24 protein-coding genes are annotated in these 26,882 nt (G+C 63.2%); 10 read left to right on the plus strand and 14 right to left on the minus strand.

Annotated features, from left to right (window positions below):
* Positions 1-47: 47 nt before the first annotated feature.
* The 5 genes from ccsB to Q4G32_RS01805 form a co-directional block, all read right to left on the minus strand.
* Positions 48-1,184, minus strand: a complete 1,137-nt coding sequence (gene ccsB / locus Q4G32_RS01785) for a c-type cytochrome biogenesis protein CcsB (RefSeq protein ID WP_303348795.1) — start codon at positions 1,182-1,184, stop codon at positions 48-50.
* Positions 1,185-1,465: 281 nt separating this feature from the next.
* Positions 1,466-3,508 (minus strand): cytochrome c biogenesis protein ResB, encoded by a 2,043-nt coding sequence (locus tag Q4G32_RS01790; RefSeq protein WP_303348796.1) that lies wholly within the window; start codon positions 3,506-3,508, stop codon positions 1,466-1,468.
* A 120-nt stretch (positions 3,509-3,628) separates the two neighbouring features.
* Positions 3,629-4,345 carry a cytochrome c biogenesis CcdA family protein gene (locus Q4G32_RS01795; RefSeq protein WP_303348999.1) on the minus strand — a complete coding sequence of 239 codons (717 nt, stop codon included), beginning with the start codon at positions 4,343-4,345 and terminating at the stop codon, positions 3,629-3,631.
* A 41-nt stretch (positions 4,346-4,386) separates the two neighbouring features.
* The gene (locus Q4G32_RS01800) at positions 4,387-5,037 is read right to left on the minus strand and encodes a TlpA family protein disulfide reductase (RefSeq protein ID WP_303348797.1); all 651 of its coding nucleotides are present in this window, start codon (positions 5,035-5,037) and stop codon (positions 4,387-4,389) included.
* A 41-nt stretch (positions 5,038-5,078) separates the two neighbouring features.
* Positions 5,079-5,768 carry a histidine phosphatase family protein gene (locus Q4G32_RS01805; RefSeq protein ID WP_303348798.1) on the minus strand — a complete coding sequence of 230 codons (690 nt, stop codon included), beginning with the start codon at positions 5,766-5,768 and terminating at the stop codon, positions 5,079-5,081.
* Positions 5,769-5,870: 102 nt separating this feature from the next.
* Here Q4G32_RS01805 and Q4G32_RS01810 point away from each other — a divergent pair, with 102 nt between their 5' ends.
* On the plus strand, positions 5,871-6,335 hold the full coding sequence (locus tag Q4G32_RS01810) for a hotdog fold domain-containing protein (RefSeq protein WP_303348799.1): 465 nt from the start codon (positions 5,871-5,873) through the stop codon (positions 6,333-6,335).
* 133 nt (positions 6,336-6,468) lie between these two features.
* Here Q4G32_RS01810 and Q4G32_RS01815 read toward each other — a convergent pair whose 3' ends face one another.
* From Q4G32_RS01815 to rsmI, 3 genes are all read right to left on the minus strand, one after another.
* Positions 6,469-6,777, minus strand: a complete 309-nt coding sequence (locus Q4G32_RS01815; protein ID WP_303348800.1) for a glutaredoxin family protein — start codon at positions 6,775-6,777, stop codon at positions 6,469-6,471.
* A 14-nt stretch (positions 6,778-6,791) separates the two neighbouring features.
* The gene (locus Q4G32_RS01820) at positions 6,792-7,883 is read right to left on the minus strand and encodes an IS110 family transposase (RefSeq protein WP_303348802.1); all 1,092 of its coding nucleotides are present in this window, start codon (positions 7,881-7,883) and stop codon (positions 6,792-6,794) included.
* A gap of 247 nt (positions 7,884-8,130) precedes the next feature.
* Positions 8,131-9,078: a 16S rRNA (cytidine(1402)-2'-O)-methyltransferase gene (gene rsmI / locus Q4G32_RS01825; RefSeq protein ID WP_303348803.1), complete on the minus strand. Its 948-nt coding sequence runs from the start codon at positions 9,076-9,078 to the stop codon at positions 8,131-8,133.
* 72 nt (positions 9,079-9,150) lie between these two features.
* Here rsmI and Q4G32_RS01830 point away from each other — a divergent pair, with 72 nt between their 5' ends.
* Complete coding sequence (locus Q4G32_RS01830) at positions 9,151-10,794, plus strand: dolichyl-phosphate-mannose--protein mannosyltransferase (RefSeq protein ID WP_303348804.1); 1,644 nt, start codon at positions 9,151-9,153, stop codon at positions 10,792-10,794.
* Between the two features lie 53 nt (positions 10,795-10,847).
* Here the strand turns inward: Q4G32_RS01830 and Q4G32_RS01835 are convergent, their stop codons facing one another.
* From Q4G32_RS01835 to Q4G32_RS01845, 3 genes are all read right to left on the minus strand, one after another.
* Complete coding sequence (locus Q4G32_RS01835; protein WP_303348805.1) at positions 10,848-11,957, minus strand: DUF1461 domain-containing protein; 1,110 nt, start codon at positions 11,955-11,957, stop codon at positions 10,848-10,850.
* A 390-nt stretch (positions 11,958-12,347) separates the two neighbouring features.
* Complete coding sequence (locus Q4G32_RS13900; protein WP_368660346.1) at positions 12,348-13,127, minus strand: DUF3499 family protein; 780 nt, start codon at positions 13,125-13,127, stop codon at positions 12,348-12,350.
* Between the two features lie 19 nt (positions 13,128-13,146).
* On the minus strand, positions 13,147-13,626 hold the full coding sequence (locus tag Q4G32_RS01845) for a WhiB family transcriptional regulator (RefSeq protein WP_303348806.1): 480 nt from the start codon (positions 13,624-13,626) through the stop codon (positions 13,147-13,149).
* A 316-nt stretch (positions 13,627-13,942) separates the two neighbouring features.
* On the opposite strand from Q4G32_RS01845, the gene Q4G32_RS01850 reads away from it, so the two are divergent.
* On the plus strand, positions 13,943-14,872 hold the full coding sequence (locus Q4G32_RS01850) for a TIGR03089 family protein (protein ID WP_303348807.1): 930 nt from the start codon (positions 13,943-13,945) through the stop codon (positions 14,870-14,872).
* Positions 14,873-14,899: 27 nt separating this feature from the next.
* Here Q4G32_RS01850 and Q4G32_RS01855 read toward each other — a convergent pair whose 3' ends face one another.
* A complete protein-coding gene (locus Q4G32_RS01855; RefSeq protein ID WP_303348808.1) occupies positions 14,900-15,496 on the minus strand; it encodes a GtrA family protein in 597 nt (198 codons plus the stop codon).
* 348 nt (positions 15,497-15,844) lie between these two features.
* Here Q4G32_RS01855 and Q4G32_RS01860 point away from each other — a divergent pair, with 348 nt between their 5' ends.
* The 4 genes from Q4G32_RS01860 (at position 15,845) to Q4G32_RS01875 (ending at position 20,527) form a co-directional block, all read left to right on the plus strand.
* On the plus strand, positions 15,845-16,954 hold the full coding sequence (locus Q4G32_RS01860; protein ID WP_303349000.1) for a 5-(carboxyamino)imidazole ribonucleotide synthase: 1,110 nt from the start codon (positions 15,845-15,847) through the stop codon (positions 16,952-16,954).
* 121 nt (positions 16,955-17,075) lie between these two features.
* On the plus strand, positions 17,076-17,594 hold the full coding sequence (purE, locus tag Q4G32_RS01865) for a 5-(carboxyamino)imidazole ribonucleotide mutase (RefSeq protein WP_303348809.1): 519 nt from the start codon (positions 17,076-17,078) through the stop codon (positions 17,592-17,594).
* Between the two features lie 88 nt (positions 17,595-17,682).
* Positions 17,683-19,437 (plus strand): LCP family protein, encoded by a 1,755-nt coding sequence (locus Q4G32_RS01870; RefSeq protein WP_303348811.1) that lies wholly within the window; start codon positions 17,683-17,685, stop codon positions 19,435-19,437.
* Positions 19,438-19,489: 52 nt separating this feature from the next.
* Complete coding sequence (locus Q4G32_RS01875) at positions 19,490-20,527, plus strand: lipid II:glycine glycyltransferase FemX (RefSeq protein WP_303348812.1); 1,038 nt, start codon at positions 19,490-19,492, stop codon at positions 20,525-20,527.
* Positions 20,528-20,536: 9 nt separating this feature from the next.
* Here Q4G32_RS01875 and Q4G32_RS01880 read toward each other — a convergent pair whose 3' ends face one another.
* Together Q4G32_RS01880 and glpX are read right to left on the minus strand one after the other, a co-directional pair.
* Complete coding sequence (locus Q4G32_RS01880; RefSeq protein WP_303348813.1) at positions 20,537-22,447, minus strand: hypothetical protein; 1,911 nt, start codon at positions 22,445-22,447, stop codon at positions 20,537-20,539.
* Positions 22,448-22,691: 244 nt separating this feature from the next.
* The gene (gene glpX, locus Q4G32_RS01885; RefSeq protein WP_303349002.1) at positions 22,692-23,639 is read right to left on the minus strand and encodes a class II fructose-bisphosphatase; all 948 of its coding nucleotides are present in this window, start codon (positions 23,637-23,639) and stop codon (positions 22,692-22,694) included.
* 227 nt (positions 23,640-23,866) lie between these two features.
* On the opposite strand from glpX, the gene Q4G32_RS01890 reads away from it, so the two are divergent.
* The 3 genes from Q4G32_RS01890 to Q4G32_RS01900 all read left to right on the plus strand — a co-directional run bounded on the left by Q4G32_RS01890 (position 23,867) and on the right by Q4G32_RS01900 (position 26,736).
* Positions 23,867-24,499, plus strand: a complete 633-nt coding sequence (locus Q4G32_RS01890) for a DUF4245 domain-containing protein (RefSeq protein ID WP_303348814.1) — start codon at positions 23,867-23,869, stop codon at positions 24,497-24,499.
* A 103-nt stretch (positions 24,500-24,602) separates the two neighbouring features.
* Positions 24,603-25,256 carry a carbonic anhydrase gene (locus tag Q4G32_RS01895; protein ID WP_303348815.1) on the plus strand — a complete coding sequence of 218 codons (654 nt, stop codon included), beginning with the start codon at positions 24,603-24,605 and terminating at the stop codon, positions 25,254-25,256.
* A gap of 67 nt (positions 25,257-25,323) precedes the next feature.
* Positions 25,324-26,736, plus strand: coding sequence for a class II fumarate hydratase (locus Q4G32_RS01900; RefSeq protein ID WP_303348816.1), 1,413 nt, complete (start codon positions 25,324-25,326; stop codon positions 26,734-26,736).
* The last annotated feature ends 146 nt before the right edge of the window (positions 26,737-26,882 follow it).

Below are 26,882 nucleotides of genomic sequence, written 5' to 3' on the forward strand. Positions count from 1 at the left end.
GTGGATGTGCCCTTTTCCATGTCCAAAGTTGAGCTTGGGTGTGCCCCTCAGAGACCCGAGTAGGAGTGAAGGCCGTCGAACACCGTGTTGACCACAAAGTAGTTGAACAGGATGCACACAAAGCCAACAATCGACAGCCACGCTGAACGGCGACCGGTCCATCCACGAGTGGCACGCGCGTGAAGGTAGGCGGCGTAGACCACCCAGATCACAAAGGTCCACACCTCCTTGGGGTCCCAGCCCCAGTAACGGCCCCAGGCATCGCGGGCCCAGATGGCGCCAGCGGCAAGGGTGAAGGTCCAGAACACAAAGCCCACGCTGTTGAGACGGTAGGAGAAGTTCTCCAACGTCTGGGCCGAAGGCACAATCTTCAAGAAGGCCCACCCGCTGGGGCCACCTTCCAGAATGCGCTTTTCACGCCGGTCCTGCACCAGCTGAAGGATGGCCATGGCAAAGGTGATGGCAAAGATTCCCATGGCCGCCACCGCAATGGACACGTGGATCACCAGCCAGTAGGACTGCAGAGCCGGCTGCAACGGTGAAACAGGTGTGGGATAAGCAATGGTGGCTGCCGTCAACATCAAGGTGACCAGGCCGGAGATCAGCACTCCCACAAAACGCAGATCCTTGATGGCCAACATGACCAGATACACGGCCACGATCAGCAGCGCCCCCGTGGTGGAGAACTCATACATGTTGGACCACGGAACGCGGTTGGCGGCAATGGCACGCATGATCACTGCGGCCAGGTGGATGGCAAAAGCCAGGACCATGAGCACCACGGCAATACGCGCCGCCGGACGGCGGTGGTCGTTGTCCGCATACGCCATGCTGGAATCGGCCACCTGGCCTTCCAGGGCCTTGGCGCCGTTGGAACGCCATCCGGCACGTGAGCCAGATCCGGCGTCGTTGCGATCATCCCGAGAGCTGGTGGCCCAGTCCTGTGCTGCCCCCTCTCCGGGGGCAGCTGCGGAACCGGCAGCACCACCGGCACGCGAACCCGCTCCTACCAGCGCCTCAGCACGATCCTCAGATCGCTGCTCCCGGCGCTCAGCCTCCCGCAGCGTTTTGGAATGCGATGCCATGTCCCACGCAAACGCGATGAAAACAAACATGTAGACCAAGGCGGCCATGAGCATGAACAGCTCAGACCAGGTCCCCAGTGTGGTGTTGACGGTGCTCATGGGGTCATTGTCTCACTTTCATGTGGGGGCGGTCGCCAGCATCACTGGGTTTCCGCCGGCGTCACTGGCTTGCCACCGGGGTCATTGGATTACTACCGGCATCACTGGGGCTCCGCAGCATCACCCGCATTTCCGCCCCGGACGCTGGCTGTCCACCAGCCTCAGAGGCTTTCCACCCGGGTCGCTGATTTTCAGCCATCCTCCCTGGCTTTCCGCGAGTATCACCGCGTTGGCTCTCCCAGGCGTCCTTGCTCCGTGGACCAGCGGGCGATTCTGAGGAGTCAGGCTTTCTGGCGCGCTGCGGTGGTGTTGCGTTGGGAATCTCGCACGCCAATGTCTTCCCATTCGGCGGTGAACAGGTCCACCAGGTTTTCAGCTTCCGCCTCCAGTCGCGGGTCCTCACCCCGGGCCAACAGGCCGTACTCCAGAACCAGGCGATCACCGGCGTCGGTGTGCACGGTGTTGACCCGAACCCAGGCGCGACGTCGCACGATGAAGAGGGACATGATCAGGCCCAAAAACGCCAGGCAGAAGGAGATGAACACGCCGCGGGTTCCGGGATCGTAGTGGAGGTCCAGACCCACATAACGCACTGTGTCCAGATACTCGATGGTGCCCAGGCCGTTCGGGAGGTCCACCCGCGGATTGGCTTCCGAAAGCATGACCGGGCCGCCGCTGGTCATGGGAGAGGCCACCTCATTGAGGTCGCTCACATCCAGGACGTACACGTTCTGCGGGGTGCCGTCGTCCAGGCCCAGGTCACCGCTGTAGACGGAGAGCACCAATGCGGGGTTGCCCAAATCTGGATCGGCTGAGGTCAGCTGCCCGGTGGCCTCATCAGTCCAGGCGGTGGGGAGGAAGGTTCCCGTGAAGCCAAGCTGCTGCGGGGATGCGTCCGGCACCTTCAAGGTGAAGGAGGAGATGTTGGAGGTGTCCTCCGGGACCGTGACCACGGGCCCTTCGTAGGAGACATTGCCTTCCCCGTCAGTCACCCTGACCACCGGGGCGTAGCCGTTGCCGATCAGGTAGGCGCTGACACCATCCACTGAGATGGGGCGGTTCACGGTGAGTAGTTCCTCCCGCGGTTCTTCCCCGGGGGCATCCGTGATGGTCACGGATGATTCATAGTGCAGCGGAATGCCGTAGTTACCCGGGTCTGAGGTGTCCCGGTTGTACTCCACAGTGAAGTCGTCCACCCGGATGGTGAACGGCTCCAACCAGTCAGCGTTGAAGTTGGACCCCGGGGTGAAGGAGTCGTAACTGATCAACGAATTGGCAAACGTGTCCCCCACGGTCAGAATCTTCTGTCCTTTGAAGCCGAACAGTGAACCGTAGGCCACAAAGATCAAAATACCCACCATGGCCAGGTGGAAGAGAATGTTGCCCACCTCCTTCCACATGCCCCGTTCAGCCCCCACGGAGGGGGCACCCGAGCCCAGATCCCGAACGTCCACGCGATAGCGGCGCTTCTTCAGGACCGCTGCGGCCCGCTCGATGACCTGATCGGCATTCGGTGCGGGGGCGCCGTCGCGTCCGCCCAGTTCCAGGGAACGTGACACCGGCAGGCGCCGCAGTTTTGCCGGGGTGCGTGGCGGCTGCGCCCTCCATGCCTGCCAGTGCTTGCGAGCGCGTGGAATCACACAACCCACCAGGGAGATGAACAGCAGAAGGTAGATCGCGGAGAACCAGACGGAGGAGAACACGTCAAAGAACTGCAGCTGATCCAGGATGGGCCCCGTGGTGGGGTTGGCCTCGATGTAGGCGTTGACCGCGCCAACATCTTGCACCCGCTGCGGGAAAATTGATCCCGGCACAGCCGCAACGGCCAGCAACAGCAGCAGGAACAAAGCCGTGTTCATTCGGGTGAGCTGGGACCACGCCCACCGCACCATGCCCAGGAATCCCAGGGCCGGGACCGCCACGTCCGACGACGCCCGCTGCTTCCCCTCCGCTGAGCGCCCCCACAATCTGAGGCGCCGTTTTTCACCGCCTGCGGCGGGGTGGCCATCAGACACAGGCTGGCCATCTGACACAGGCCGGCCGTCAGACGCAGGGTGACCATCAGGGACGGGCTGGCCACCAGGCACAGCGCGGCCAGCAGGTGCAGACTGATCATTCAGTGCAGAGTGGGCATTCGTTGCAGGGCGGCCGTCAGATACAGCCTGGCCTTCCGCTGCGGAGCCAGCACCCTCGGTGGAGGTTGCAGGAGCAGCACCCTCGGTGGGGGCTGTGTTTGCCGCGGACCTGCCGTGGGCGGACCCGTCCTCCGAGTGGGATGCAGCGGAGGGGGTCACGGACTCGTCGTCGTGCTGATTCTGGCTCACGTCACTCCTGCGGGCCATCGCCGTGGTCCTGGGGTTGGAATTGGTGCTGGGGCCGGTCCTTGCCGCTGGGACAGGCCGGCAGTGATCGGAAAATCTCCGGCGGCGGGTGCTGGCTGGGCATCAAATCACCGGCACAAAATCTTGGACCAGTTCCGCTTGGAACCAGGAGACGAACGCGGTCCACACACCGGTCATGAGCAGTAGTCCAATCAGGATCAGCATGGCACCGCCCAGGCGTTGCAGCGTCAGCCGGTGTTTGCGCATGAATCCCAGCGCCCCCATGCCGCGACGGAAGGCCAAGGCAATCAGCAGGAACGGAAGCCCCAGCCCCAGACAGTACGCCAGGGTCAGCACCGTTGCCTTGCTCACGGAGGCTCCCCCGCTGTAGGCCAGCATCTGAACGGCCGCAAAGGTAGGGCCAATGCACGGGGCCCAACCCAGGCCAAAGGTGATCCCCAGCAGCGGGGCCCCCCACAGCCCGGGTGGCGGTTTGCGGTGAATCTTGCGTTCGCGTTGCAGGAACCCGAATCCGCCCATGAACACCACGCCCATGAGCACCACCAGAGCACCCAGCACCACCATGACCCAACTTTGGCCGCGCAACCACGGGAGGGCACCCAACTGCGCCAAAACCACGGACATCAGCACAAACACCACGGTGAAGCCGGCAATGAACAACGCCACACCGGCAAACATCCGTCCGCGTTTCTGCTGGTCCAGGTCAACACCGGTCAACCCGGTCACGTAGCCCAGGTAGCCGGGGACCAGGGGGAGCACACACGGGGAGGCAAAGGAGACCAGTCCCGCCAGAAACGCCACGGGGAAGGCGGCCCACATGGAGCCGTCCAGGATCAGGGACGCAAACTGATTGCCATCCGTCACGCGCTCACCACGTCATCCAGCAATGCCTTCAAAATGGACGGTTCAGCGATCCCCAGCACACGTGAGGCCACCCGTCCTTCAGCATCCAGGATGATTGTGGTGGGAACGGCCTGCGGCGGCACAAACTTGGACAGCGCCAACAGGACGCCACCATCGCGGTCTTCAAAGGACGGGTAGGGAATCTCAAAGGTGCGCTCAAAAGCCTCCGCTGTGGCGCGTTCGTCCCGAACGTTGACCCCGTAGAAGGCAATGGCGCCGTCGTGTTCGTGGGCCATCTCCACCAGGTCCGGGGCTTCCTTGCGGCACGGCGCGCACCCTGCATACCAAAAGTTCAGCAGGGCGGGCTTGCCGCGCAGCTCAGCTGCCGTGACTTCCGTACCGTCAAAAAGGGTTCCGGAGAAATCCACCGGTTCGCCGCGTTCGGCCTGCGCGTACTCGGTGACGGACCCGTCGCCGGCAATGTAGCCGGTGTCTCCACCCGCATTGGCCTGCTGGGTCAGGCTCTCTTCTTCCGGGGTGCAAGCCGCCAGAACCACAGCGCTGAGACCGGCACCCGCACCGGCCAACACCGCCCGACGGCTCAGCCCGAGAAACCGCCGTTTGGGCAGCGCAGCATCAGATGACGGGGTGGCGGAGGAACGTGGCACAGCAATATCACCTGTGGAGTTGGCGGTGGGGTCTACGGGCATCATGAACCGGGAAGCTGATTGACTCCTGGGTACAGGTGGGCAGCGGGTTCGCTGTAGACCACCCGTGGGCGCAAGCCCGCATGGACGTCGTCGAACACCATGGAGGTCAAGGAGGCCAGATTGCACTGACGTGCGCGGGGATCATGCGGCAGCAACTTGCCCTCCGCGGACCGACGGGCCATCCAGATGGGCAGTTGATGGGACACCAGTACGGCCTCCGCACCGTCACCACCGATTTCGACGGCGCGGCGCGCGGCTTCCACCACAACCTCCGCCATGCGCGCCACCTGGTCACGGTAGGGCTCCCCCCAAGACGGGCGTAGCGGGTTGAGGAGGTACGGCCAATGCACCACACGGGCCAACTCGGCTCCGTTGACGTGCAAACCCTCAAAGTGGTTGCGGGGTTCAATCAACCGTTCGTCCGGATGAATCTCCAGATCCAACGCAGCGGATACGGGGGCTGCGGTCTCCAGGGTCCGCGTCAGTGGGGAAGCAGCCAGATAGACCAGCTTGGCCCCGGCTTCCCGCCGCTGCGCCAACGCCTCACCAGCCACCTGAGCCATCTGATGCCCCAGGTCAGAAAGGTGAAACTCGGGCAGGCGTCCGTAAACGATCCGGTCAGGGTTGTGGACCTGGCCGTGACGCAACAGATGCACGGTGGCCGAGGACGGCGCTTTGAGAGAAGGCATAAGTGCCATTGTCCCAGACCTGGCCGCCGGGCTCGAATCCGGCGGCAGACCCCGGACTCAGTGGTGATCGCTGCTACCCACCCACCACGTATCGTGGATCACATGACCCAAACTTTCCAGAAGTATCAGCGCCTCACGGCCCTTCCCCTGGGCAAACGCCTCTTCAGCTTGGCCTATGCGCAGTTCGCCCCGTATTTCTGGACCGTTCGACCGCAAGTACGGGAAGTCCGCCCCCACTATGCCGAACTCAGTATCCGGAAACGCCGCGCCGTCCAGAACCACATTGGGACCTTCCACGTGATCGCTGTGGCCAACGGCCTGGAGGCTGCCATGGGCCTACTGGCGGAGGCCACCGTGGCGGACACTCAGCGCTGGATCCCCCGAGGCATGGAACTGACCTACCCGGCCAAAGCCACCACGGACCTGTTGTGTGTGGCCGAATCCGAGCCCGCGCGCTGGGAAGCCGGCGGGGACGTTCCCGTACGGGTCAAAGCTCTACGCACCGATGGCACGGTGGTGGTGCAGGGCATCATCACGCTCTACGTTTCCGCCAAGCCCAACAAGTAGCCCACCGCATCCACCCGCTGACAGGAACTCCTGCACGGCGTGACATACCCAAGAGCCAAAGCCCATGCGGTTGCCTCACCAACGCCAGCTCTAGGATTTAGAGGGTCAAACACGGTCCAGGTCGACCACACAATCACCGGTCTTCCGCTGCGCCTCCCGTGCGTTCGCGCAGCAGGCGGCGCAGCCTGCGGGGGTCGATCTGCCAAAAGTCGCGTTGGATGCCGTCGATCAACAGCACGGGCACCTCCACAGACCATCGGTCCTTGTCGGAACCATCGGGAACCTCCGCCAAGGCAACCTCCGCCCACTGCACCCCGAACTCCCCTGCTGCTGCCTCCACCACGGCCAGACCTTCAATGCAGAGGTGACAGCCCGGCGTCGTGATGACCTGAACGGGCACTGAACCGATGGGTGAGGGCAGAGGGTCCGCAGGTGAGTTCATGTGTATCTCCTATGTCAAGCGGCTTGGGGAATGCAAGCCGTGGAGGTGGGGTTCAAGGGAATCGGGGTATCCGTGAGGGGTTGAGCATGAGCTCGGGTAAGACTGCGCCAGATACGTCGGGCGATCGCGTTCTTCAAGCAACGCAGGGCTTCCATCACGGTCTTACCCTGTCCACGCAGACGTTCGTAATACTCCTTACCCGGCCCCTGAAGACGGACCTGAGTGATCGCGATACGGTGGATCGCGCAGTTCAACTGCCTATTCCCACCCCTGTTCAACCGAACTCTTCCCTCGGTCTTACCTGACCAGACCGGGATCGGGGCGCAACCGGCGTACATCGCGAACTTCGACTCCGTAGAGAACCGTTTAATCCCAGCGCTCTCAGCAATAATCTTCGCAGCCGAGAGCTGCGCGCATCCGGGGATTTCCAGCAACACCGGCTCCACCTCACCCACCATGACCCGCAGCCGCGTATCAAGCTGCCTGATCGCTAGACAGAGCCGTTGCAGATCAGCCAGAACCATACCCGCGATCTCCGCAACGATCCCATCACTGGCCTCGATCACTGCCTGCACCCGTGCCTGAGCTGGCCGGTGAATCAGCGCCCGTGGGGCAGGGTCGAGTTCGGGATCAAGCTCATGCACATGCCAGCGCAGACGATTGATCACCCGAGTCCGTTCCGCGACCAGGTCTTCACGACGTGCCAGGACCAGCTTGATCTCCCGCGCCGGCTCATCAGTGAACGCGATCGGTAGATCTTCTTCTCTGGCCATCGCTCGGGCAACCGAGAGCGCATCAATCGGATCGGACTTACCCCGAGTCCGGACCGCAGCGCGTTGACGGGCCATCAGCTTCGTCGGCACCCTCAGCACCGGCTCACCGTGGGCCAGGAGGTCGCGTTCAACAAGACCGGTGAGGTGGCGACAGTCCTCCACCCCCCACCGGCGGTCCTGGTCGATGAAGGACTTCTTGGCCCAGCGGTAAGCCTTCTCGTGACCGCTGTGAGTCGCTCGGACAGTGATCTGTCCGATCTGTTTGCCTGCCGCATCAACGGCGACGAAGGTATGCGAGTTCTTGTGGACGTCAGCGCCGATCAGTACCACCATGGTGGTTGCCTCCCTTGAATTCGAGTGGGGGTTTAACGGTCGGGCCGGTCGGTGGACAAACCTCAGTGGGGCAGCTGCACGCTCCTATCAAGTCACGCCGACCGGTCCTTCCCACCCTGTGACGGCAATACGCATGCAAGCCAACTCAACGAACAGCGGCACCCAGCCTAGGAGCCAGTCACCAGGTGAAAAGGAATCCAACCACCGCGACACCCGCGGCACCAGCAAGCCTCACACTGACTTCAGCCTAGTGATCGCGGGCAACCAGCACTGATTCGTAGAGCTCACGCTTGGAGACCCCGCGAGCGCCCGCCACGGCTCCGGCTGCATCCTTCAAGCGCACACCGTCGGCCACCAGAGCTTCCACTTCTTCCACCAGGTCTTCGGGTTTTTCGGGTTCGGGGGCGGGTGCCCCCTGGACAACCACCACGATCTCGCCGCGGACGCCGTCGGCCTCCACGCGTTCACGCAGTTGACGCAAGGTTCCGCGCAGCACTTCCTCGTGAAGTTTGGTCAGTTCCCGCGCCACCACACCGGGGCGCTGCCCACCAAATGCTTCCTCCAAGGCGGTAAGCATGGTCACCAGCCGATGCGGGGCTTCGTAGAACACCATAGTGCGCTGTTCAGTAGCCAGCTCGGTGAGCCTTGCTTCCCGCTGACCACTTTTGCGTGGCAGAAAGCCCTCAAACACAAAACGATCACTCGGCAGTCCGGAAACCGCCAGAGCGCTCAGCACGGCCGACGGTCCGGGCAGCACCGTGATGGGCAAGCCCTCCGCTGCGGCTGCTGCTGCCACGCGGTAACCGGGGTCGGAGACGGTGGGCATCCCGGCGTCGCTTACCACAAGAACGGTGTGGCCCGTGCGCACCTCGGTGAGCAGCTCGCCGGCGCTGGAAGCCTCATTGTGTTCGTGATGAGCCACCAAACGCCCCCGCAGGGTGATGCCCAAGCCGCTGGCCAGTTTGCGGGTTCGCCGGGTGTCCTCGGCCGCAATCACATCTGCCGTGGCCAATACCTCCCGCAGACGTTGTGTGGCATCACCCAGATTTCCAATGGGGGTGCCCGCCAGCACCAGTGCACCCGCAGGCAGCAGTTTGCCGGTTGTTGCACTGGTTCTTGAGTCGGTGCTCGGGCTGCCCTGAGCGGGACTGGAGGGTGCGGTGTGGTGCGGCTCGGTGCGGTCTTGAGAAGTCACGCAGTCAACTCTAGGCCGGACATTGCCCATTCAGCCGAGAACTTCCCACACAGTTCCCCTACCATGACGGCCGTGACATCATCCCCCCCAGCACCTGAAACAACCACCGGTGCGGCCACCGAATCCAGCGCGTGGACCCCTGCCCGGCAGGCCGTGGACACCGCGCAATTGCGGGAAAAGCTGCTGCCTTCCTGGCCCCCCGTTGCCACCTGGATGTGGTTGCTGCCCGTCCTGCCGGTGATCTTGGGTGCAGCCATGCGGTTCTGGCAGTTGAGCCGCCCGCAAGAGATCGCCTTTGACGAAACCTATTACGTCAAGGACGGCTGGTCCTTGGTGCTCTCCGGTTTTGAGCAGCAGTGGCCAGATGGCGCCGACAGCGGATTTTCCAGCGGCAATGTGCCTGACCCCACGGGAGATGCCTCTTTTGTGGTGCATCCACCGGTGGGCAAATGGCTGATCTGCCTGGGCATGGTGCTGTTTGGGCCGGACAATGCCTTTGGCTGGCGGTTCTTCCCGGCCGTTGCCGGCACCGCCATGATCGCCTTGGTGGTCATCGCGGCGCTGTTGATGTTCCGCTCCCCCGTGGTGGCTGCCATTGCCGGAACACTGCTGGCCGTTGATGGACTGCACTTGACGCATTCGCGGCTTGCCCTGCTGGACATCTTCCTGGCCTTTTTCATCCTGCTGGCTTTTGTGTTTCTTCTCCTGGACCGCATTGACGGCCGAAAACGCCTGCTCAAACGCCTCACCGAACAATCCCGGAACAGCTCGCGCAATCCGTGGACATGGGGCCCCTGGCTTGGCATCCGCTGGTGGCGCATTGCTGCGGGCATCTCCTGCGGCTTGGCCGTGGGCGTCAAATGGAATGCCCTGTACTTTGTGGCAGTGCTGGGGATCATGACCGTGCTCTGGGACATCGGTGCCCGCCGCACGGCGGGGATCACCGCCTGGTTACCCGCCGGGGTGCTCAAAGACGGCGTCTTTGCGTTTGTCTCCATGATCCCCGTGGCTTTGGTGACCTACGTGTCCACCTGGGTGGGTTGGCTCAGCACGTCCGGTGGTTATCACCGTCAGTGGGCGGTCAACAACCCGGGTGAGGGAGTGCAGTGGCTTCCGGATTCACTGCGCTCGCTCTGGGAGTACCACAAGGCGGCTTACGCCTTCCACGTGGGCCTGGATTCCGGCCACACCTACATGGCCGGTCCAGCGCAGTGGCCGATTCTGGGCCGTCCCACCTCTTATTTCTACGAATCATTCCAGCGGGGCGAAGCGGGGTGCACGGCCTCCAACTGCTCCCAGGCCATCCTGAATCTGGGCAATCCCGTGATCTGGTGGAGCGCCATTCCGGTCATGATCGCCCTGCTGGTATTGGTGATCGTGTGGCGCAAGTGGCGCCTGGATTGGCGGATCCTCTCCCCCATGGCCCTGGTTGCCGTGGGCTGGCTCCCGTGGTTTGCCTACCCGGAACGTACCCAGTTCTACTTCTACGCACTGCCGTATCTGCCCTTCATGGTTTTGCTGCTGGCCGCTGGCATCAGCATGTTGATTCCAGCGCAGGACGCCAGCCGTTTGCACCGTTGGGTGAGTTGGGGGGTCATCGAAGTGTGGCTGGCGCTGGTGTTGGCTGTGGCTGCCTACTTCTGGCCCATTTGGACCGCCCAGGTCATCCCGTACGAATCCTGGCACCAACGCATGTGGTTCCCCAGCTGGATCTGACTGCGGGTGACCACACCACGTCATCTGTGACCAGAGTTCACCTGCTCAGACCCTCACCGGAGGTGACGACGTCGTAACGCCCGCCGGCCCCACACAATCACCACCGCACACCCCGCCACGGTCAACAGCGCCACCGTGGCCGCAGCATCCACCCAGAATCGGGTGGGGTACAGCCGGATGAGGGTGTCCGAAAGGCTGAAAGTCCAGGTGCCATCGGCAAAGAACAGGCCGTGGAAGGTGGAAAAGAACCATTCCCAGGACAGTGCCCCCACCACCGCAAGCACCACCAATGCGGCAATGCTGACCCAGGCTCCGCGCACTGCAGCACGGATCAGCCCCGCCGCATCCTGCCGACGCCGCAGCAGCACAGACACCGCTGCCAGCAGCACAACCACCAGGGCGAACCCCAAGCCGAACTGCATCACGTACTTCACGTCCGTCATGTGGGAGATTTCTTCCGGACGGAACCAGGCCAGTCCATTGGCGGTGCGGACATCCCCCAGAAAGCTGGACGGTGCCCAGTTCAGGATGTAGTCCACCCCGTGAGAGCCCAGGCTCATCCTTTCGTCAGGACCGAATCCGTAGGGGTCCTCCGGAAACCCGGGGCGGTGGTACTCCGCCCACAAGAACATGGGGGAAGCCACCAGGCGTACAGCCAGTGCCAGCAGACCGAGCGGCACCGCAACTCCAACCAAGATTCGGGTCAAAATCCTGATCACCGAAGACTGACCAGCTGCCCCCGTCACGTCCTCCCGCGTGCGCCCCGAGGACAGTCGATCCCACGCGGGAGCATCACGGTCGGGGTCGGCCTGGGTGGAGGCCACAGGTTGCCCGGGCTCGGCGTCGTTGCCTTGACGGCCTTGTGCCGCATCCCTCACCGGGGCTTCCCCGCTCCGCCCCCGCGCCCACGGCCCGCCAGCGGGCTGATCGGGCGCGGGCTCCGCGGCCACCGCGCGGATGGATCCCGTTTCCGTAGGGATGTTGCGCAGCAGATCCATGGAACCGGTGGGTGTTACCGCAGCCCCCAGACGGCTCCATCCCTCAGCATCCTGGTGTGAACCGTTACGGGTGTTCGCCACTGCACTCTCAGAATCGCCGTGTGCGTCCGCAGGCGCAGTGTTGGATTCAGCGGGCTGTTGGCTGTGGCGTCGTCGAGGGCTCACGGGGTACTTCCTTCAAGGCAACCCCGGCCACGGTACTTATGCGTCAGAGGTCTGGGCCAAGGGTAGAAAATTCGGAATCCCGTCTGTCACGGGAAACACTGGATGGACACCTTCACGGAACGGGCGTTCACTCATCAGATGATGCTCGTCCACGGCCACAAGTTTGGCACGTGTCATGGGGCACCGGAGCACGGCGCGCAACGCAGGCGACAGGGAAGAAACTCCATCACCCCGCCGCATTCGCACTACAGGTGGCTGCGATGCCCCGTCGGCAGGCGCTTGCGCTGTGGAGGTGCGCTCTGAGTCCGAGGGGGAGGTGGGGGGAGTTGAAGTCATGGGAGGCGTCTTTCCAATTCCCGCTGGAGTTCTGTTGTCTTGTTTTCTGGGGGCTCAGGTGTGACGCCGCGGACGACGACGCAGGTGCGGAATCCGCATTCCCCGCGGTTGATCCGCAGTGGCGTCACTGTTTGCGGCGGAGTCGGGGGTGTCCCGCGCAAAAATCTCATTCACCAGTGAGTCTTCATCATCGTAAAACTGCTCGGTGTCTTCCGGGAATCCTTGACGGTCGGAATCCTCAGCACCGTCCGGAGGCTGGGGGGAAGGTTCGGCACCCTGTTCAAGATCAGAAAGTTCAAGCTCGGAGGGTTCAAGCTCAGAAGGCTCGGCAGCAGAAGCCGATGATGGACTCGCATCAGGCACCGCAGCCAGCCTGGGTGTGTTCTCCGGGCTGGTCTGGTTCGCTGCACGGGCACCGGTAGAGGATTCCCGATCAGTCGGGGTGGACGTGGTTCGCGGGCCGTCTGATCGCACCCGGTCCACTGATTGCAGGCGATCCACTGGCCGTTCACGCTCTGGCTGAGCGCTCTGGTCCGCCGGAGTCCGACTGAGGCCGGGGGTCAGTTCCGTAATACTCGCGTGGCTCGCAGCCGTCAGGCTCTCCCCGGGCACGGGGACTTCCACGCGCAGAACCTCCCACCCGCGCGGGGCCGTCATCCGCGCCGCGTGAATTTCACACAGGTCATAGGCGTGGGGTTCGTTGTGAACCGACAGCGGACCGATCACCGCAGTGGAATCGGCGTACACGTAAGTCAGGGTGCTCAGTGCTTCACGCTTGCAGCCTTGGCGGGAGCACAGTCGCGCCAGCGGAGCTTCGGAAGACGTGGAGGCCACGGGTTGGCTCCTGGGAGCTTCAGCGCCCGGCGCGGCGCAGGCGACGCCGCTCCCGTTCGGACAAACCGCCCCAGATACCAAATTTCTCATCATGCGCCATGGCGTAGTCCAGGCATTCTGAACGCACGGGGCAGGCTTCACACACGCGCTTGGCGTCCCGAGTGGATCCGCCCTTCTCCGGGAAGAATGCCTCCGGATCGGTCTGAGCGCACAGTGCGTCAGTTTGCCAGGCCAGCTCGCCCTCATCGCCATCGGTCCCGTATTCACCGGCCACTGCCTGCCAGATGGAACCTGGCACCGCGGCGGCATCCGAAACCTGCTCAGATGACTCCGGCGCACCCACATACTGGCGCTGCGCCGACTGAGTGGAGTCCGAATAGCGCTGAGCGGCATCAGGATCAACCGGGTCCAGGAACCAATCCTGCGGAACAGAACGGCTTCCCCGCCGTCGCCGTGCGGCCTGTGCCACCTCGGCGTTGTTGTAGGCGGGCTCTCCCATGGTGTTCCTTCCGGTCAGTTGGCCAGGGGTGGCGGCTGCAGGAGCCACCGGGGCGAGTGCGGTCCGGACTGGTTCCGCTCGGGGACACGCTGACCTAGACTTCTAGAGTCTGCGATTCGGGGGCTTCCGAGCACCTGTCAGGGGCTTACGGCACCTCGCCACTGAATTAATTACACGCTTGTAAGCACTCAATCGTCAAGCTCGAATTTCAAGTTGACAACTTGAACATCACCGTTCAGGACTCTTGAACGTGTGGCTGGACGAGCACAATCACTGCACGTCACCCCCGGAAGTCACCGCCACCGCGGGAGGTCCCATGCCCATGATGCCCACCAGCAGCCACCACCGGCCCCGCACGGTGTCAGCAATTTTTGAGCGCTTGGCCGCTCAGCCCACTCCGGCTGTGGTCTTCTACGGGCACGACGGCGGCCGAGTGGAGCTGTCCGGGCGTGTGTTTGAAAACTGGGTGGCAAAAACTGCCAACCTCCTGATGGATGATCTGGGCCTGATGACCGGTGACCGCACCCTGGTGGAGCCCTCCATGCACTGGCGCAATGCCGTGGTCATGGCTGCCGCGTGGCGCATAGGCGCCACAGTGGAACTCCGCACACCGGATGAATCGCAATCGTCGGTGGGTGCCGGCGAACCGGCCGCGCTGGCCGTCGCACTGGTGGATTCACGCAACGCACCGGCAGACTCACATGATCAGGTGGTGGGAGCTGGCGACCGGGCGGTGGAAGCACACGACCAGACCGCAGTCTCCCCACGCGAGGCCCCAGATCTGCCCACTCCCCCACGCACTGCGCCACCAATGGCCCAGAACCCGGCGTTCCAGGCCCAAGCCGATGATCTGATGCTGCTGGCCTATCCGGCACTGGCCATGAGCCTCCCGCAAGATCAGCTCCCGCCGGGAGCCATTGATTTCTGTGCGGAAGTCAGGGCCCACGGAGACCATTTCTCCGCTGTGCCTGCGCCTGCGGAATCTCAGCCGGCTCTGGTCGCAGGCCCCCTGCTGTGGACCACAGGTGATCTACTGACTCAGGCGACCACGCACGCCGACCAGCTGGGGGCGCACAACTCCCCGGTCACAGCGGTGCATCTGGACAGCTCCACCTGGTCACCGGCGCTTCTGGCCGGGGCGCTAGGAGCTTGGATGACCGGCACAGCGGTGGTGATCACGGATCGCACACCCGAGAACGTGGAGCATCTGTTGGCCTCGGAAAAGGTGCAGCTGGCCTGGACCTAGCACCCCGGTGCTCAGCTGGCCGTGGGACTAGCGACCGGTGGGGCCGGTGGTGTTCGAGTCCGCGGCAGCTGAATCGGTGCCGTCGGAAGGTGTGGAGGGCGCCGTCGTTTTGGCTTTGACCACGGGAATCCGCCCGGTGATCGCTGCCATTTCCGAGGTGGTGGAGGGCGCAAACCCGGGTTCGTCGTCCAGCTTGACGGCATAAACCCAGAATCGGTACGCAAAGTACCTGAAAATGGTGCCCAGGGCCGTTCCCACGATGGTGCCGGAGATGAAGGAGGCCGTGGGGCTGGTCAATCCGAGCACGTAGTAGCTGACCACCACACAACCCAGTTCGATCAACATGCCAATGCCGTTGGCGATCAAGAACTGGAACAGTTCCTTCTTGGTGTCCGACTGGCGCTTGTCCCGGAAGGTCCAGTAGCGGTTGGCCACCCAGGAGAACAGCGTGGCAACCACCGTGGCAATGGCTTTGGCTTTGACGTGGCCGCCATCTTGAAACACCGTGTGCATCAGAATCCAGACCACACCGGCGTTGACCAGGAAGGCCAGGCCACCCACGGCGCCGAACTTCATCAGCTCCGCCATGAAAAGGTGCCAAATGGCCTTGAAACGGTTGATCATGTGCAGCAGGCTCCAAATGCTCTAGGGCGGATGGCGCCTGATACCCGGGATCACCCCAAGCAGCACCCGTCACAGTGCGGGATCTTGCGCCTGCGCCCCACAACCCGATCGGCGCTGGGGCCCATCATAATCACGGCTACGCGCATTACTCTGGGTGGCGTGACCAACGCGACCTCTTCCGAGCCCAGCTCGCCCATGCCTCAGACCCCAACCGCCACCACAACTGGTGACGCGGGTAGAGGTAGTCACCTGGGTGGCAGCACAACCTCCGGCAACCGCCGCTGGAACTCGCCTGCCCCTGTCACCGGTCCCGCGGTGGGTGTGGTGGGCGGCGGACAACTGGCCCGGATGATGGGGCCGGCGGCCACCGCTCTGGGCATTGAACTGCGTGTGCTGGCAGAAACCCCGGACAGCTGTGCCATTCCCGCAGCCGCTACCCACACCGTGGGCGACTACCGGGATGTGAAGACGTTGATGGACTTTGCCGATGGTCTGGACGCCTTGACCTTTGACCACGAACACGTGCCCAATGAACACCTCCAAGCACTGCTGAGTGCCGGAGTCCACGTGGAGCCGCGTCCGGAAGCGCTGGTCCACGCCCAAGACAAAATTGTGATGCGCAAGGCCGTGCAACGCCTGGGGTTGCCCAACCCACGATGGGCAGAAGTCGCCACCGTGGAAGAACTGGTGGCCTTTGCTCAGAACACGTGGCCGGTTGTCCTGAAAACCCCCCGCGGCGGTTACGACGGCAAGGGCGTGCTCCTGGTCCATTCCGCCCGAGAGGCCCGGGAATCCACTGCGGCTGATTGGTTTGCCGAAGGGAAGTTCCCGGCACTGCTGGCTGAGGAAGCCGTGCCGTTCAGCCGTGAACTGTCCGCATTGGTGGCCCGCACGCCATCCGGTGAAGTGCGCTCCTGGCCCGTGGTGGAGTCCATTCAGGTGGAGGGCGTGTGCGATGAAGTCTTGGCCCCCGCCCCGGGGCTCGATCCTGATGTGGCCCAGGCTGCTGCGGCGGCGGCGCGCACCCTGGCCACTGAATTGGGGGTCACCGGCGTCATGGCCGTGGAACTCTTTGACGTGCCAGGCCGTGGGTTCCTGGTCAACGAGTTGGCCATGCGCCCCCACAACTCCGGGCACTGGAGCATGGACGGCTCGGTGACAAGCCAATTCGAGCAACATCTGAGGGCTGTACTGGACCTCCCACTGGGGGACACGGACTGTACGGACGGCGCCACCGTGATGAAGAACATTCTGGGCGGTGAATGCCATGACCTTTTCCAAGGATTCACCGCGGCCATGGCAGCCGTTCCCACGGCCAAACTGCACCTGTACGGCAAGAGTGTTCGCTCGGGCCGCAAGGTGGGACACGTCAATGTCACGGGCCGCTCCCCCCAGGAAATGGATCAGCTGCGCCAAGATGCCGAACGCGCAGCCGGCATGATTCGGCGCGGCCAGTAGCGGGCTCCCACGTTCAAGGACAAAGTCACTGGCCACTGATGCATGCAACACCACATGGGCCTACCGGCGGATGCTCAGCCGGGCGGGGTAGCGTGAGCTGACATGGACAAAGGAGAGCAGCATGGATGACTCCCAACCCGCTGTGGGCGTGGTCATGGGTTCAGACTCGGACTGGCCAGTCATGGAGGCTGCCGCTGAGGTTCTGGGTCAATTGGGGATCCCCTATGAGGTTGACGTGGTCTCCGCCCACCGCATGCCGCATGAAATGATCCGCTACGGGGCTCAGGCCGCCGAGCGCGGGCTACGCGTGATCATTGCCGGCGCGGGAGGGGCTGCTCACCTGCCAGGCATGTTGGCCTCGACCACTGTGCTACCTGTGATCGGCGTACCCGTACCCCTGAAAACCCTTGACGGGTTGGACTCGCTGCTCTCCATTGTGCAGATGCCCGCCGGGGTACCCGTGGCAACTGTCTCCATTGGCGGAGCACGAAATGCAGGCCTGTTGGCGGCACGTGTCCTGGCCGCAGGTACAGACCCGGAAGCGCAGCAGTTGCGCCAAGCCCTGGACCACTTTGCCCACGACCTCAATCAAGTCGCCCACTCCAAAGGCGCGGCCCTCCGCGAGCGCTTGTCCGACTGACTTGCGCTTTGCCATCGTGTGATCACAAGGTTCAACACTTGCGCATCACGCCTCTCCACACTTCCCCGAGCTACAGGCGTTCACCCCCGTGACAGGACCCCAAGACTTTCGTCAGCACAACCGCGGCCACCGCTCAGACGGGGTCGCCGATCAGTATGCGTACGAATCGGGTGACTACGACGACGTCGGTCACTACAGTGACAATGGCCGCTACGGTGGTGGTTACGGGGACGGTGGTAGTTACGGTGAGAATGGCAGCTACGGCGATTTTGATGACTACGACGACGTCGTAGGGGAAGTTCCCGCCGATGGCTCCGTACGTGCTACCACCAGGGTGAGTTCCTGGGCCGCGGCCATGGCCAATCCGCGATATGTCTCTCCCCAGGCACGCAACAAGCGCGCCGGTCTTTTGATCGGTGCAACGCTCTTGGTGCCGGGCAGCGCTCAGATCGCGGCAGGCAACCGGAAGATCGGTCGCGTTGCTCTGACCGTCACGGTGATCTGCTGGGCGCTCCTGGTCCTCATCCTGCTCTCGGCCATGTTCTGGCGCACACCGCTGATTTTCCTGGTGACCAACGGGTTGACGGCACCTGTGATCAGCCTGGTTCTGGTGGCACTGGCCATTGGGTGGGGTCTGCTGTTCCTGGATGCCTTGCGGCTGGTCAAACCGGGTCTGCTCGCCAACAAAGCGCGCACCGTGACGATTGTGGGCACCATTGTGGCCATGGTGATCACCTCCGGTGGGCTGGGCTACACGGCTCACTTGATCAATGTCACGCGGGCCGCCGTCGGGGACATTTTTGGTGGTGGGCTCCCCTTCCGTCCCGTGGATGGGCGCTACAACATCTTGCTCATGGGCGCCGACGCCGGTGCAGACAGAGTGGGATTGCGTCCGGATTCCATGACCGTGATCAGCATTGATGCCAAGAGCGGTCAGACCGTGACCATCTCCCTCCCCAGGAATCTGCAGAACACCCCGTTCCCAGATGACTCCCCCATGCACGAGCTCTACCCGGAGGGGTACAACTGCGGGGACGAATGCTTGCTCAACGCCATCTACACGGATGTCACCGAGTCCCATCCGGATATTTACGGTGATGTGCAGGACCCCGGCGCGGAAGCCATGATGGATGCTGCCTCCGGAGTGCTGGGCATAGAGGTGCAAGGCTACGCCATGATTGACATGGCTGGCTTTGAACAGCTGATTGATGCCTTGGGTGGCATCACCATTGACGTCGGTGGGGAGGTCCCCATCGGCGGCGGCACCAACGAAATCACGGGGCTGCCAAACCCGATTGACGGCTACATTGAGCCCGGGGTTCAGCACTTGGACGGCTTCCACGCCCTGTGGTACGCGCGCTCACGCGAAGGAGCTTCTGACTACGACCGTCAGGCGCGTCAGCGCTGCGTGCAAACGGCCATGCTCAAACAGCTGAGCCCCATCAACGTGGTCTCCAAATTCGAGGAGCTGGCTGCCGCCGGAACGCAGGTGGTGGAAACGGACATCCCGCAGTCCAGCATTGGATCGTTCGTGGACTTGGCATTGGAGGCTCAGAACCATGAGCTGGTGGGATATGCGGCAGGCCCGCCCTATTACGACGCCATGTTCCCCACGTACCCGGACTACAACCAGCTTCACGCTGATGTCCAAGAACTGTTGGCCGGCGCGGATGGCACCTCTGCCCTGGGTGCAGTCAACCAATCCAGCCCCATGGCATTGGGCGCCGGACTGGGTTCCCGCGGCCTGACCCTCTTGCCCGCTGAGACCGGCAACAGCACTCCGGGCACCGAGGACGGCTCCGCCACCGAACTGTCCCCGAACGGAACCTGCTCCGTGCCCTAAGCCACAGGTCCGTGGCGTCACAGGCCCGTAACCCACCGGTACAGTTGAGCGCGTGACGAACATTCTGCAAAGCAAGGCATGGGCAGACTTCCAGGCTGAACTGGGCCACACGGTGGTCAAGGACCAGGGCCCCGGATACTCCTGGCAGGCCACGGTGGAAGGTGGTGCCACGGGCCGTTATCTTTACGCCCCGTACGGTCCGATTGCCGATTCCCCGCAGGCTTTTGACGCTGCCCTGGAATCTTTGAAACGGGCAGCCAAAGCCCACGGCTGTTGGTTTGTTCGCGTGGAACCGGCCTTTGCACAGATTCAGGATGGATTGGAGACCCCGGAAGCTGCTTTACGGAGACGTGGGTTGAAGCTCTCCCCGCGCCAGGTTCAGCCCGGGCACACCCAGATCATTGATCTGACCAAAGATGAAGACGCCTTGCTGAAGGACATGAAGTCCACCAAGCGGAATCTGTACCGCAACATTCACAAGAAGGGCGTGACTTTCACGTCCACCACGGACCCTGAAGCCATCTCCATCCTGTTGAAGTACCTGGATCAGACGGCGGAACGCAAGCATTTCAACCGCCAGCAGGATGACTACCTGCGGACTGCCGCCAAGGTGCTCATGCCGCAGGGTGCGGGAGTTCTTTACCTGGCGCTGCTGGATGGCGAACCCATTGGCGCCTCCTTTGCCTATGACTCGGATGACACCCGTGTCTACGCCCACGCAGCCATGGACTACGAGCACCGCAAACTAGCGGCAGGAACCCCTTTGGTGGTCCAGATGATCCTGGATGCCAAGGAGGCGGGTCTCCAGTACTTTGACCTCTTTGGCACCGCACCTGAAGGTGCCGGACCAGAACATGAGTGGTACGGGTTCACCAAGTTCAAGCAGGAGTTCGGCGGGCAGCCGGTGGAGTTCCCGGGAACGTGGGACCTCCCGGTCTCCACCGCAAAGTACGCGGCCTACACCGGGGTCCGAACCGCGCGGGAGGCCGCTGCAACTGTCAAGTCCAAGGCCCCCGGCATGGTGGCCACACTCAGGAACAAGGCACGCGCCGTGGTTCGCGGCCGCGGTGGCGCCTCCCAGGAGTCCTGAACCCCGGCCTTACCGTCCGGCAGCGTCCTTGAACGCCTGCACGCTGTCCGAGTACACGCGCTTGCCGAAGGCAAACGGACCGCGCCCGCGCTTGCGGTCACTGCCCGCGTCCGGATGGTACCGGTCGGAGCGCTCCTGGCCATCGGCGGAGTCCGCCGCCGGAGAGTGCGCCCGTTGCCGGGCCAGAGCATCGGCCTTCCGGGAGATGTCCGGGGAATGACCGCCTGATTCCTCCCGCTGCGGCTTGTGCTCAGTCCGGTTTTGAGCATCCTGCGGCTGCTCCGGTTCAGATGCGGACTCCGCCCCGTGCGCGGTCACCGGTTCGCTGGTGGCCAGGGTGTCCGTGGGGTGGTTTGCGCTGGACTGCTGGTGAGTTTCCGGTCCGTCCTGCGCATCGGGGCCCTGCGCCGGCTGTGGCTGTTCGGCGGTGACGTGCTGAGCCTCAGCCGCTTCAGAAGAGTCGTCCGGGGCCTGTGATTCGGCCGGGCTTTGCTCCTGAGCGCTCGAACGCTTGTTCTGCCTGCGTTGTTTGCGAGCCTGGCTCTTGGAGAGCTTGGCGGGCTTGCCCGTTGCCGCAGCACCGTTCTCGGCAGGTTCGGTGACGGCATCAGGTGCACCCCCCGCAGAGGCGGAGGCGCCCGGAGCCCCCTCAGATTGACCGTCGTCGTCCGTGCCTGCACCCCAGGACGACGACGCCGCAACGCCACCCTTGCGCGCCCCGTTACCCTGGACTACAGCGCTGGGGGTCCGCCCCTCAGCACTGGAATGATCCGGAGTTGAGCCGCCGCCCAGGGCAATATCGGACTGGGCCGGGGTGATCCCCGTGGTTTCAATCCCCAAATCTGCGCTCACCGCTTGCCGGACCTCATCCACCCGTCGAGGGGGCGTAGGTTCCTCCGGGGCCTGAACCTCCGCCACCGGGGTTTGGGCCTTCTTGCGGCCGAACAGTCGTCGTTTGGTGGGCTCTGACACGGGGGCCGGAGCCTGTTGCGCCACCTCCACCAGGTCCTTGCGCCAGGTCCCCAGCACCGTTCGATCACGGTCTGCCAGTTCACGAACCACGGTGGGAACATCCTTGTCAGCGGAGTCACCGCCGTCCATCCGCTGGACCCCACGTTTCTGCAGTTCTACCGCGCCGGTGAGCAGAAGTGCGTCGTCGATCCCCAACTCCCGCGCTTTGCGGGTGAACCCGATGCGATAGAGCATGGCAAGCCCCACGGTGTGCACAAACCAGAGGTAGCCCAACGCCTCTGGTTGCTCATCCGGACGTTCCTGAGCGGCCACCAGCAGCAAAGAATCCTGCCCCAGATCTTTCAGGAGGTGGTTGATCTGACCTGTTTTCAGGCCAACGGCGCGGACGCTGCCGGAGTTGGCGGTGATTTCCCGGACCGCCACATCAGAAACTTTCAAACCGGCCCGGCAACGGTCCAAAGTGTCTGCGGAGAGCCTGGCGGACAGTGCGGAATCTGCAGCCCCCAACGGAACTCGCAAGCGGCGGGGGCCTGTCTCCCCCTCACTCACTGTTTCCTGGCGCTTCCACCCGCGTTCGGTCAGGGCCTCGGTCAGAGGTTGGGCAGCGGGAGTGTCCACGCTCAGCGTCAGCGATTGTGCATCGTAACGGTCCGCCACATAGCCGGCCAGGGTCTGCATGAAGGCCGGAACGGTGGCCGGCCGGTTGACATGCGCCTGATGAGCCTCGGCATGAAAACTGTTGCTTTCCTCCCGAATCAGTAACTGCGCATAACCCACCATGCGTTCATCCGCGTCCCGCACCAACACCCGATCCACGGTGAGATTCACACCCTCCGCAGATTGTTGAACGGCCCCGATTCCCCAGAGCTGATTGGGGTGACCACCGGTCACCCGGACCGTGGCATCCCACGTCTTCTGGTTCAGGCTGGAACTGACGGTCAGAGCCACGGCGTGCGTATTCCTTTGGACGGTGATTGGCACTCACGGCCGGGGTAGCCGGAGGACAGCACTTCACGGAGTAGTGCGGTGCCCCATGAAGCGGCGCAGGAACTCGCCCGGCAATGCCCAGTCTGATGGGGCAATGCGGAAACTCCTGCGGCAACAGTGTATGCGTCTGACTGGGCAATGTAGGCGCCTGACTGGACGCGCGTCCCTGAGGTACGTGGTGTGGCGCGGGCACGGCGCCAGCACCTCAGTGGCGCGCGTACTTCTCCCACTTGGCTGCCACGTGCTCAGCTTCCACCACACGCACGGTGCCGGAACGCGAGCGCATGACCAAGGACTGCGTGGTGATTTGGTTGCCGTGGTAGCGCACGCCACGCAGGAGGTCGCCGTCGGTGATACCGGTGGCGGCAAAGAAGCAGTTGTCTGAGGTCACCAGGTCATCGGTGGTCAGGACCTGCTCAATGTCCAGACCAGCCGCGGCCGCCCTCTCCCGTTCGGCCTCATCGGTGGGGGCCAAACGCCCCTGAATGACACCGCCGGTGGCCTTGACGGCGCAGGCTGTCACAATTCCTTCCGGGGTGCCGCCGGTGCCCATCATGACGTCCACGCCGGTGCCTTCACGGCAGGCGGCAATGGCGCCGGCAACGTCACCGTCCAGGATCATGCGAGTCCGCGCGCCTGTCTTACGGATCTCATCCACCAGATCGGAGTGACGGGGGCGGTCCAGAACACACACCGTGAGCTGGTTGACGGGCACACCTTTGGCCCGCGCCACCAGATGGAGGTTCTGCTTGACCGGCAGGCGCAGGTCCACAAAGTCCGCGGCCTCCGGGCCCACCACCAGCTTTTCCATGTAGAACACCGCGGAGGGATCAAACATGGAACCGCCGTCAGCCACGGCAATCACGGACAGGGCGTTGTTCATGCCCAAGGCCGTGAGGCGGGTGCCGTCAATCGGGTCCACGGCTATGTCAGAGGCAGCACCTGAGCCCTCCCCCACCTGCTCACCGTTGAACAGCATGGGAGCTTCATCTTTCTCCCCTTCACCGATCACCACGGTTCCGTTGAAATCCACGGTGGAGAGGAACGAACGCATGGCATCCACAGCGGCACCGTCAGCGCTGTTCTTGTCACCGGCCCCCACCCAGTGCCCCGCGGCGATTGCGGCGGCCTCGGTCACACGGACCAGTTCCATGGCCAGGTTACGGTCTGGGGCATTGGTGGACTTTGTCTGCTGGGACACAGCTTTCCTCACCTTCGGTGCGCGGGGGTCAACGTCGTCGTTGATCTTCCCTCAAGGGTAGCCGCGGAAAAACACATGCGCCGGATTATGGCGCACCAAACACCGGCAGTGGGACCGCTGGGTGCCATCACCTGCAGCCGGTGCTGTGGTTACGCTCCAGCCCAGGCACAATGGAACCCGTGAGTCAGCAGAACCCCCAACCAACGGAACACCAGCGCACCGCAGAATCAGAGGCCGCGCCGGAGTTCACACCACAGATCACGGCCAAACAGGCCCAGCGCGTGAACGCGCCCGCACGCGGCATGATCATCTCCATGGCGGTCCTGGTGTTGTTGGCTCTTCCATTTTTCCTCCTGCAACCGCGTCCGGACGGTCAGACGTATCGGCCAGATGTGAACGTTGCACAGGAAGCCTCCTACGCCGCGGATGTTGCCCAGTTCCAACCGCTGGCTCCGGACCTGGGCGAAGGCTACAGCCCCAACTTTGCCCGCTGGCAAGGCAATACAGCAGATGGAGTGGACCGCTGGGAGGCGGGGTGGGTGACGCCGTCGTCACGGTTCATTGAGTTGGTGCAAACGGACCTGGCCAATCCCACCTGGCTGGTGGAAACCGTGGACCAGGCACCGCAGACCGGCAGCCGTGAGGCACACGGTCTCACCTGGGAGACCTACCAGAAGGAAAATGACCAGGGTCAGCTCACTCGCGCCTGGGTGGGTGAGCTGGATGGAAGTACCGTGGTGCTCAAGGGCAGCGCCACGGAGGAAGAGTTCGATCATGCCGCCCAGGCCGTTGTGGCTGCAGACACTGAATAGCTGCTGCGGGTACCGAACAGTGGCCGCAATTGCCCCTTAGCTACTGCAGGTACCGAACAGTGACTGCCGCCGGTGCCGGATCAACATCATTCAGGAGACAACTGTGGAACAGCATGTGGACAGCCCCGCTGCGCAGGACCAGCTCAGCCCCCAAGCCGCCTGGGACAAGCTGCGGGAAGGCAACCGCAGATTTGTTCAGGGGGATTCCGAACACCCCAATCAGAACGCCAGCCGCAGAGAGTCCCTGACCCAGGCACAGCACCCGTTCACCACCATCTTTGGTTGCTCCGACTCCCGCCTGGCTGCTGAGATCATTTTCGATTTGGGCCTGGGAGATGCTTTTGTGGTTCGCACCGCCGGGCAGGTGGTGGCGGACGCAGTTTTGGGCACTCTGGAGTATTCAGCGGAGGCCTTGAAGGTTCCGCTTCTGGTGATTTTGGGCCATGACTCCTGCGGTGCGGTGACAGCTACCAAAGCCTCGGTGGACAGCGGAGACTTGCCCCGCGGCTTCCAACGCTCCCTGGTTGAGCGCATCACCCCCGCCGTGTTGGAAGGGCAACGCCAGGGCAAAACCACCGTCAATGACATGGTGGTGGAAAATGTCCGGCTGGTGGCCGAACGCATCCTCGATCAGTCACAGTCCATTGCGGCTGCCGTGGAACGTGGCGATCTGGCCATTGTGGGTCTGTTCTACCACCTGGCCGATGGCAAAGCGGAGTTGGTGTACCAACACGGAAAAGCACTCCAGGCCAACTGACCCGGTGCGCGGGAACAAGCTGGTACCGGCGTGGGCGGGAGTGTGTTCCGGGCCATAGACTGGTGTCATGGCTGAAAACAACGCTGAATTCCGCATCGAACACGACACCATGGGCGAGGTCAAGGTGCCCGTCAACGCCCTGTACCGGGCACAGACGCAGCGCGCTGTGGAGAACTTCCCCATTTCCGGCAAGACCCTGGAGCCGCAGCACATCAAGGCTCTGGCTCAGGTGAAGAAAGCCGCAGCCCAGGCCAACCTGGAACTGGAGGTGCTCGACGCCGAACGCTCCCAAGCTATTCAGGACGCCGCTGACCTGGTGGCCTCCGGGGATTACGACCAACACTTCCCCATTGATGTGTTCCAGACCGGCTCCGGTACGTCGTCGAACATGAACACCAATGAGGTGCTGGCAACTTTGGCCACACGTTCATTGGAGGGCACCGGCACGGAAGTACACCCCAACGACCACGTCAATGCCTCCCAGTCCTCCAACGATGTCTTCCCCACCTCCGTGCACGTTGCCGTCACCGCTGCTCTGTCCCATGAGCTGATCCCGGCCATGGAGACTCTTGCAACGTCGCTGGAGAACAAGGCCGCGGAGTTCAAGGACGTGGTGAAGTCAGGGCGCACCCACCTGATGGACGCCACTCCGGTCACCCTGGGCCAAGAATTCGGTGGCTACGCGGCGCAAGTCCGTTACGGCATCGAACGCATCAATGTTTCCCTTCCGCGGGTTGCCGAAGTCCCGCTGGGCGGTACGGCCGTTGGCACCGGCATCAACACCCCGGCTGGTTTCTCCGCCCGTGTGATTGAACTACTGGCGGCGGAGACCGGGCTGCCCATCACGGAGGCTCGCAACCACTTTGAGGCCCAGGCCAACCGTGACGGTCTGGTGGAGGCCTCCGGGCAGTTGCGCACCATCGCCTATTCCTACATGAAGATCAACAATGATCTTCGGTGGATGGGTTCTGGCCCCAACACCGGGCTGGGTGAAATTGCCATTCCGGATCTGCAGCCCGGCTCCTCCATCATGCCCGGAAAGGTCAATCCGGTGATCTGTGAGGCCGCCATTCAGGTGGCTGCTCAGGTGATCGGCAATGACACCACCGTGGCGCTGTCCTCCACCAACGGTGCTTTTGAACTCAACGTTGGTATTCCGGTCATGGCTGCCAACCTGCTGGAGTCCATCCGCCTGTTGGCCAACACCTCCACCGTGATGGCGGAGAAGATGATTGACGGTTTGACCGCCAACCAGGAGCGCTGCCGCTTCCTTGCGGAGGCATCGCCGTCGATCGTGACTCCGTTGAACAAGGCAATCGGATATGAAGCTGCGGCCAAGATTGCCAAGCACGCCGTTGCCAACAAGGTCACCGTGCGGGAGGCCACGGTTGAGCTGGGCTACGTGGATGGCACCCACCTTACGGAGGAGCAGCTGGACGCTGCACTTGACGTGACCACCATGACCGGACCCAACTCCTGATGCCCATCCGCTGAAAATCGTCAGCGAACGCGGCTGAGTCACTGGGGGTTGGGTTTGTTCGCCCATCAGCTGATGGGGGGCCCAACACCACCCCCCCGGGGCACCTACCACCCCAGTGGGGGGGGGGGGGGGTGACCCGGGGGGCA

Source organism: Kocuria sp., from assembly GCF_030538595.1.
In the GTDB taxonomy this organism is placed as follows: Bacteria; Actinomycetota; Actinomycetes; order Actinomycetales; family Micrococcaceae; genus Kocuria.

What these genes read in the sequence shown, in the direction of transcription:
- ccsB (WP_303348795.1), bottom strand. Translation starts at nt 1,184, where the DNA reads ATGAGCACCGTCAACACCACACTGGGGACCTGGTCTGAGCTGTTCATG.
- Q4G32_RS01795 (WP_303348999.1), bottom strand. Translation starts at nt 4,345, where the DNA reads ATGTGGGCCGCCTTCCCCGTGGCGTTTCTGGCGGGACTGGTCTCCTTT.
- Q4G32_RS01805 (WP_303348798.1), bottom strand. Translation starts at nt 5,768, where the DNA reads ATGCCTTCTCTCAAAGCGCCGTCCTCGGCCACCGTGCATCTGTTGCGT.
- Q4G32_RS01810 (WP_303348799.1), top strand. Translation starts at nt 5,871, where the DNA reads ATGACCCAAACTTTCCAGAAGTATCAGCGCCTCACGGCCCTTCCCCTG.
- Q4G32_RS01815 (WP_303348800.1), bottom strand. Translation starts at nt 6,777, where the DNA reads ATGAACTCACCTGCGGACCCTCTGCCCTCACCCATCGGTTCAGTGCCC.
- Q4G32_RS01820 (WP_303348802.1), bottom strand. Translation starts at nt 7,883, where the DNA reads ATGGTGGTACTGATCGGCGCTGACGTCCACAAGAACTCGCATACCTTC.
- Q4G32_RS01845 (WP_303348806.1), bottom strand. Translation starts at nt 13,626, where the DNA reads ATGGGAGAGCCCGCCTACAACAACGCCGAGGTGGCACAGGCCGCACGG.
- Q4G32_RS01850 (WP_303348807.1), top strand. Translation starts at nt 13,943, where the DNA reads ATGCCCATGATGCCCACCAGCAGCCACCACCGGCCCCGCACGGTGTCA.
- Q4G32_RS01855 (WP_303348808.1), bottom strand. Translation starts at nt 15,496, where the DNA reads ATGATCAACCGTTTCAAGGCCATTTGGCACCTTTTCATGGCGGAGCTG.
- Q4G32_RS01860 (WP_303349000.1), top strand. Translation starts at nt 15,845, where the DNA reads ATGATGGGGCCGGCGGCCACCGCTCTGGGCATTGAACTGCGTGTGCTG.
- purE (WP_303348809.1), top strand. Translation starts at nt 17,076, where the DNA reads ATGGATGACTCCCAACCCGCTGTGGGCGTGGTCATGGGTTCAGACTCG.
- glpX (WP_303349002.1), bottom strand. Translation starts at nt 23,639, where the DNA reads ATGGAACTGGTCCGTGTGACCGAGGCCGCCGCAATCGCCGCGGGGCAC.
- Q4G32_RS01900 (WP_303348816.1), top strand. Translation starts at nt 25,324, where the DNA reads ATGGCTGAAAACAACGCTGAATTCCGCATCGAACACGACACCATGGGC.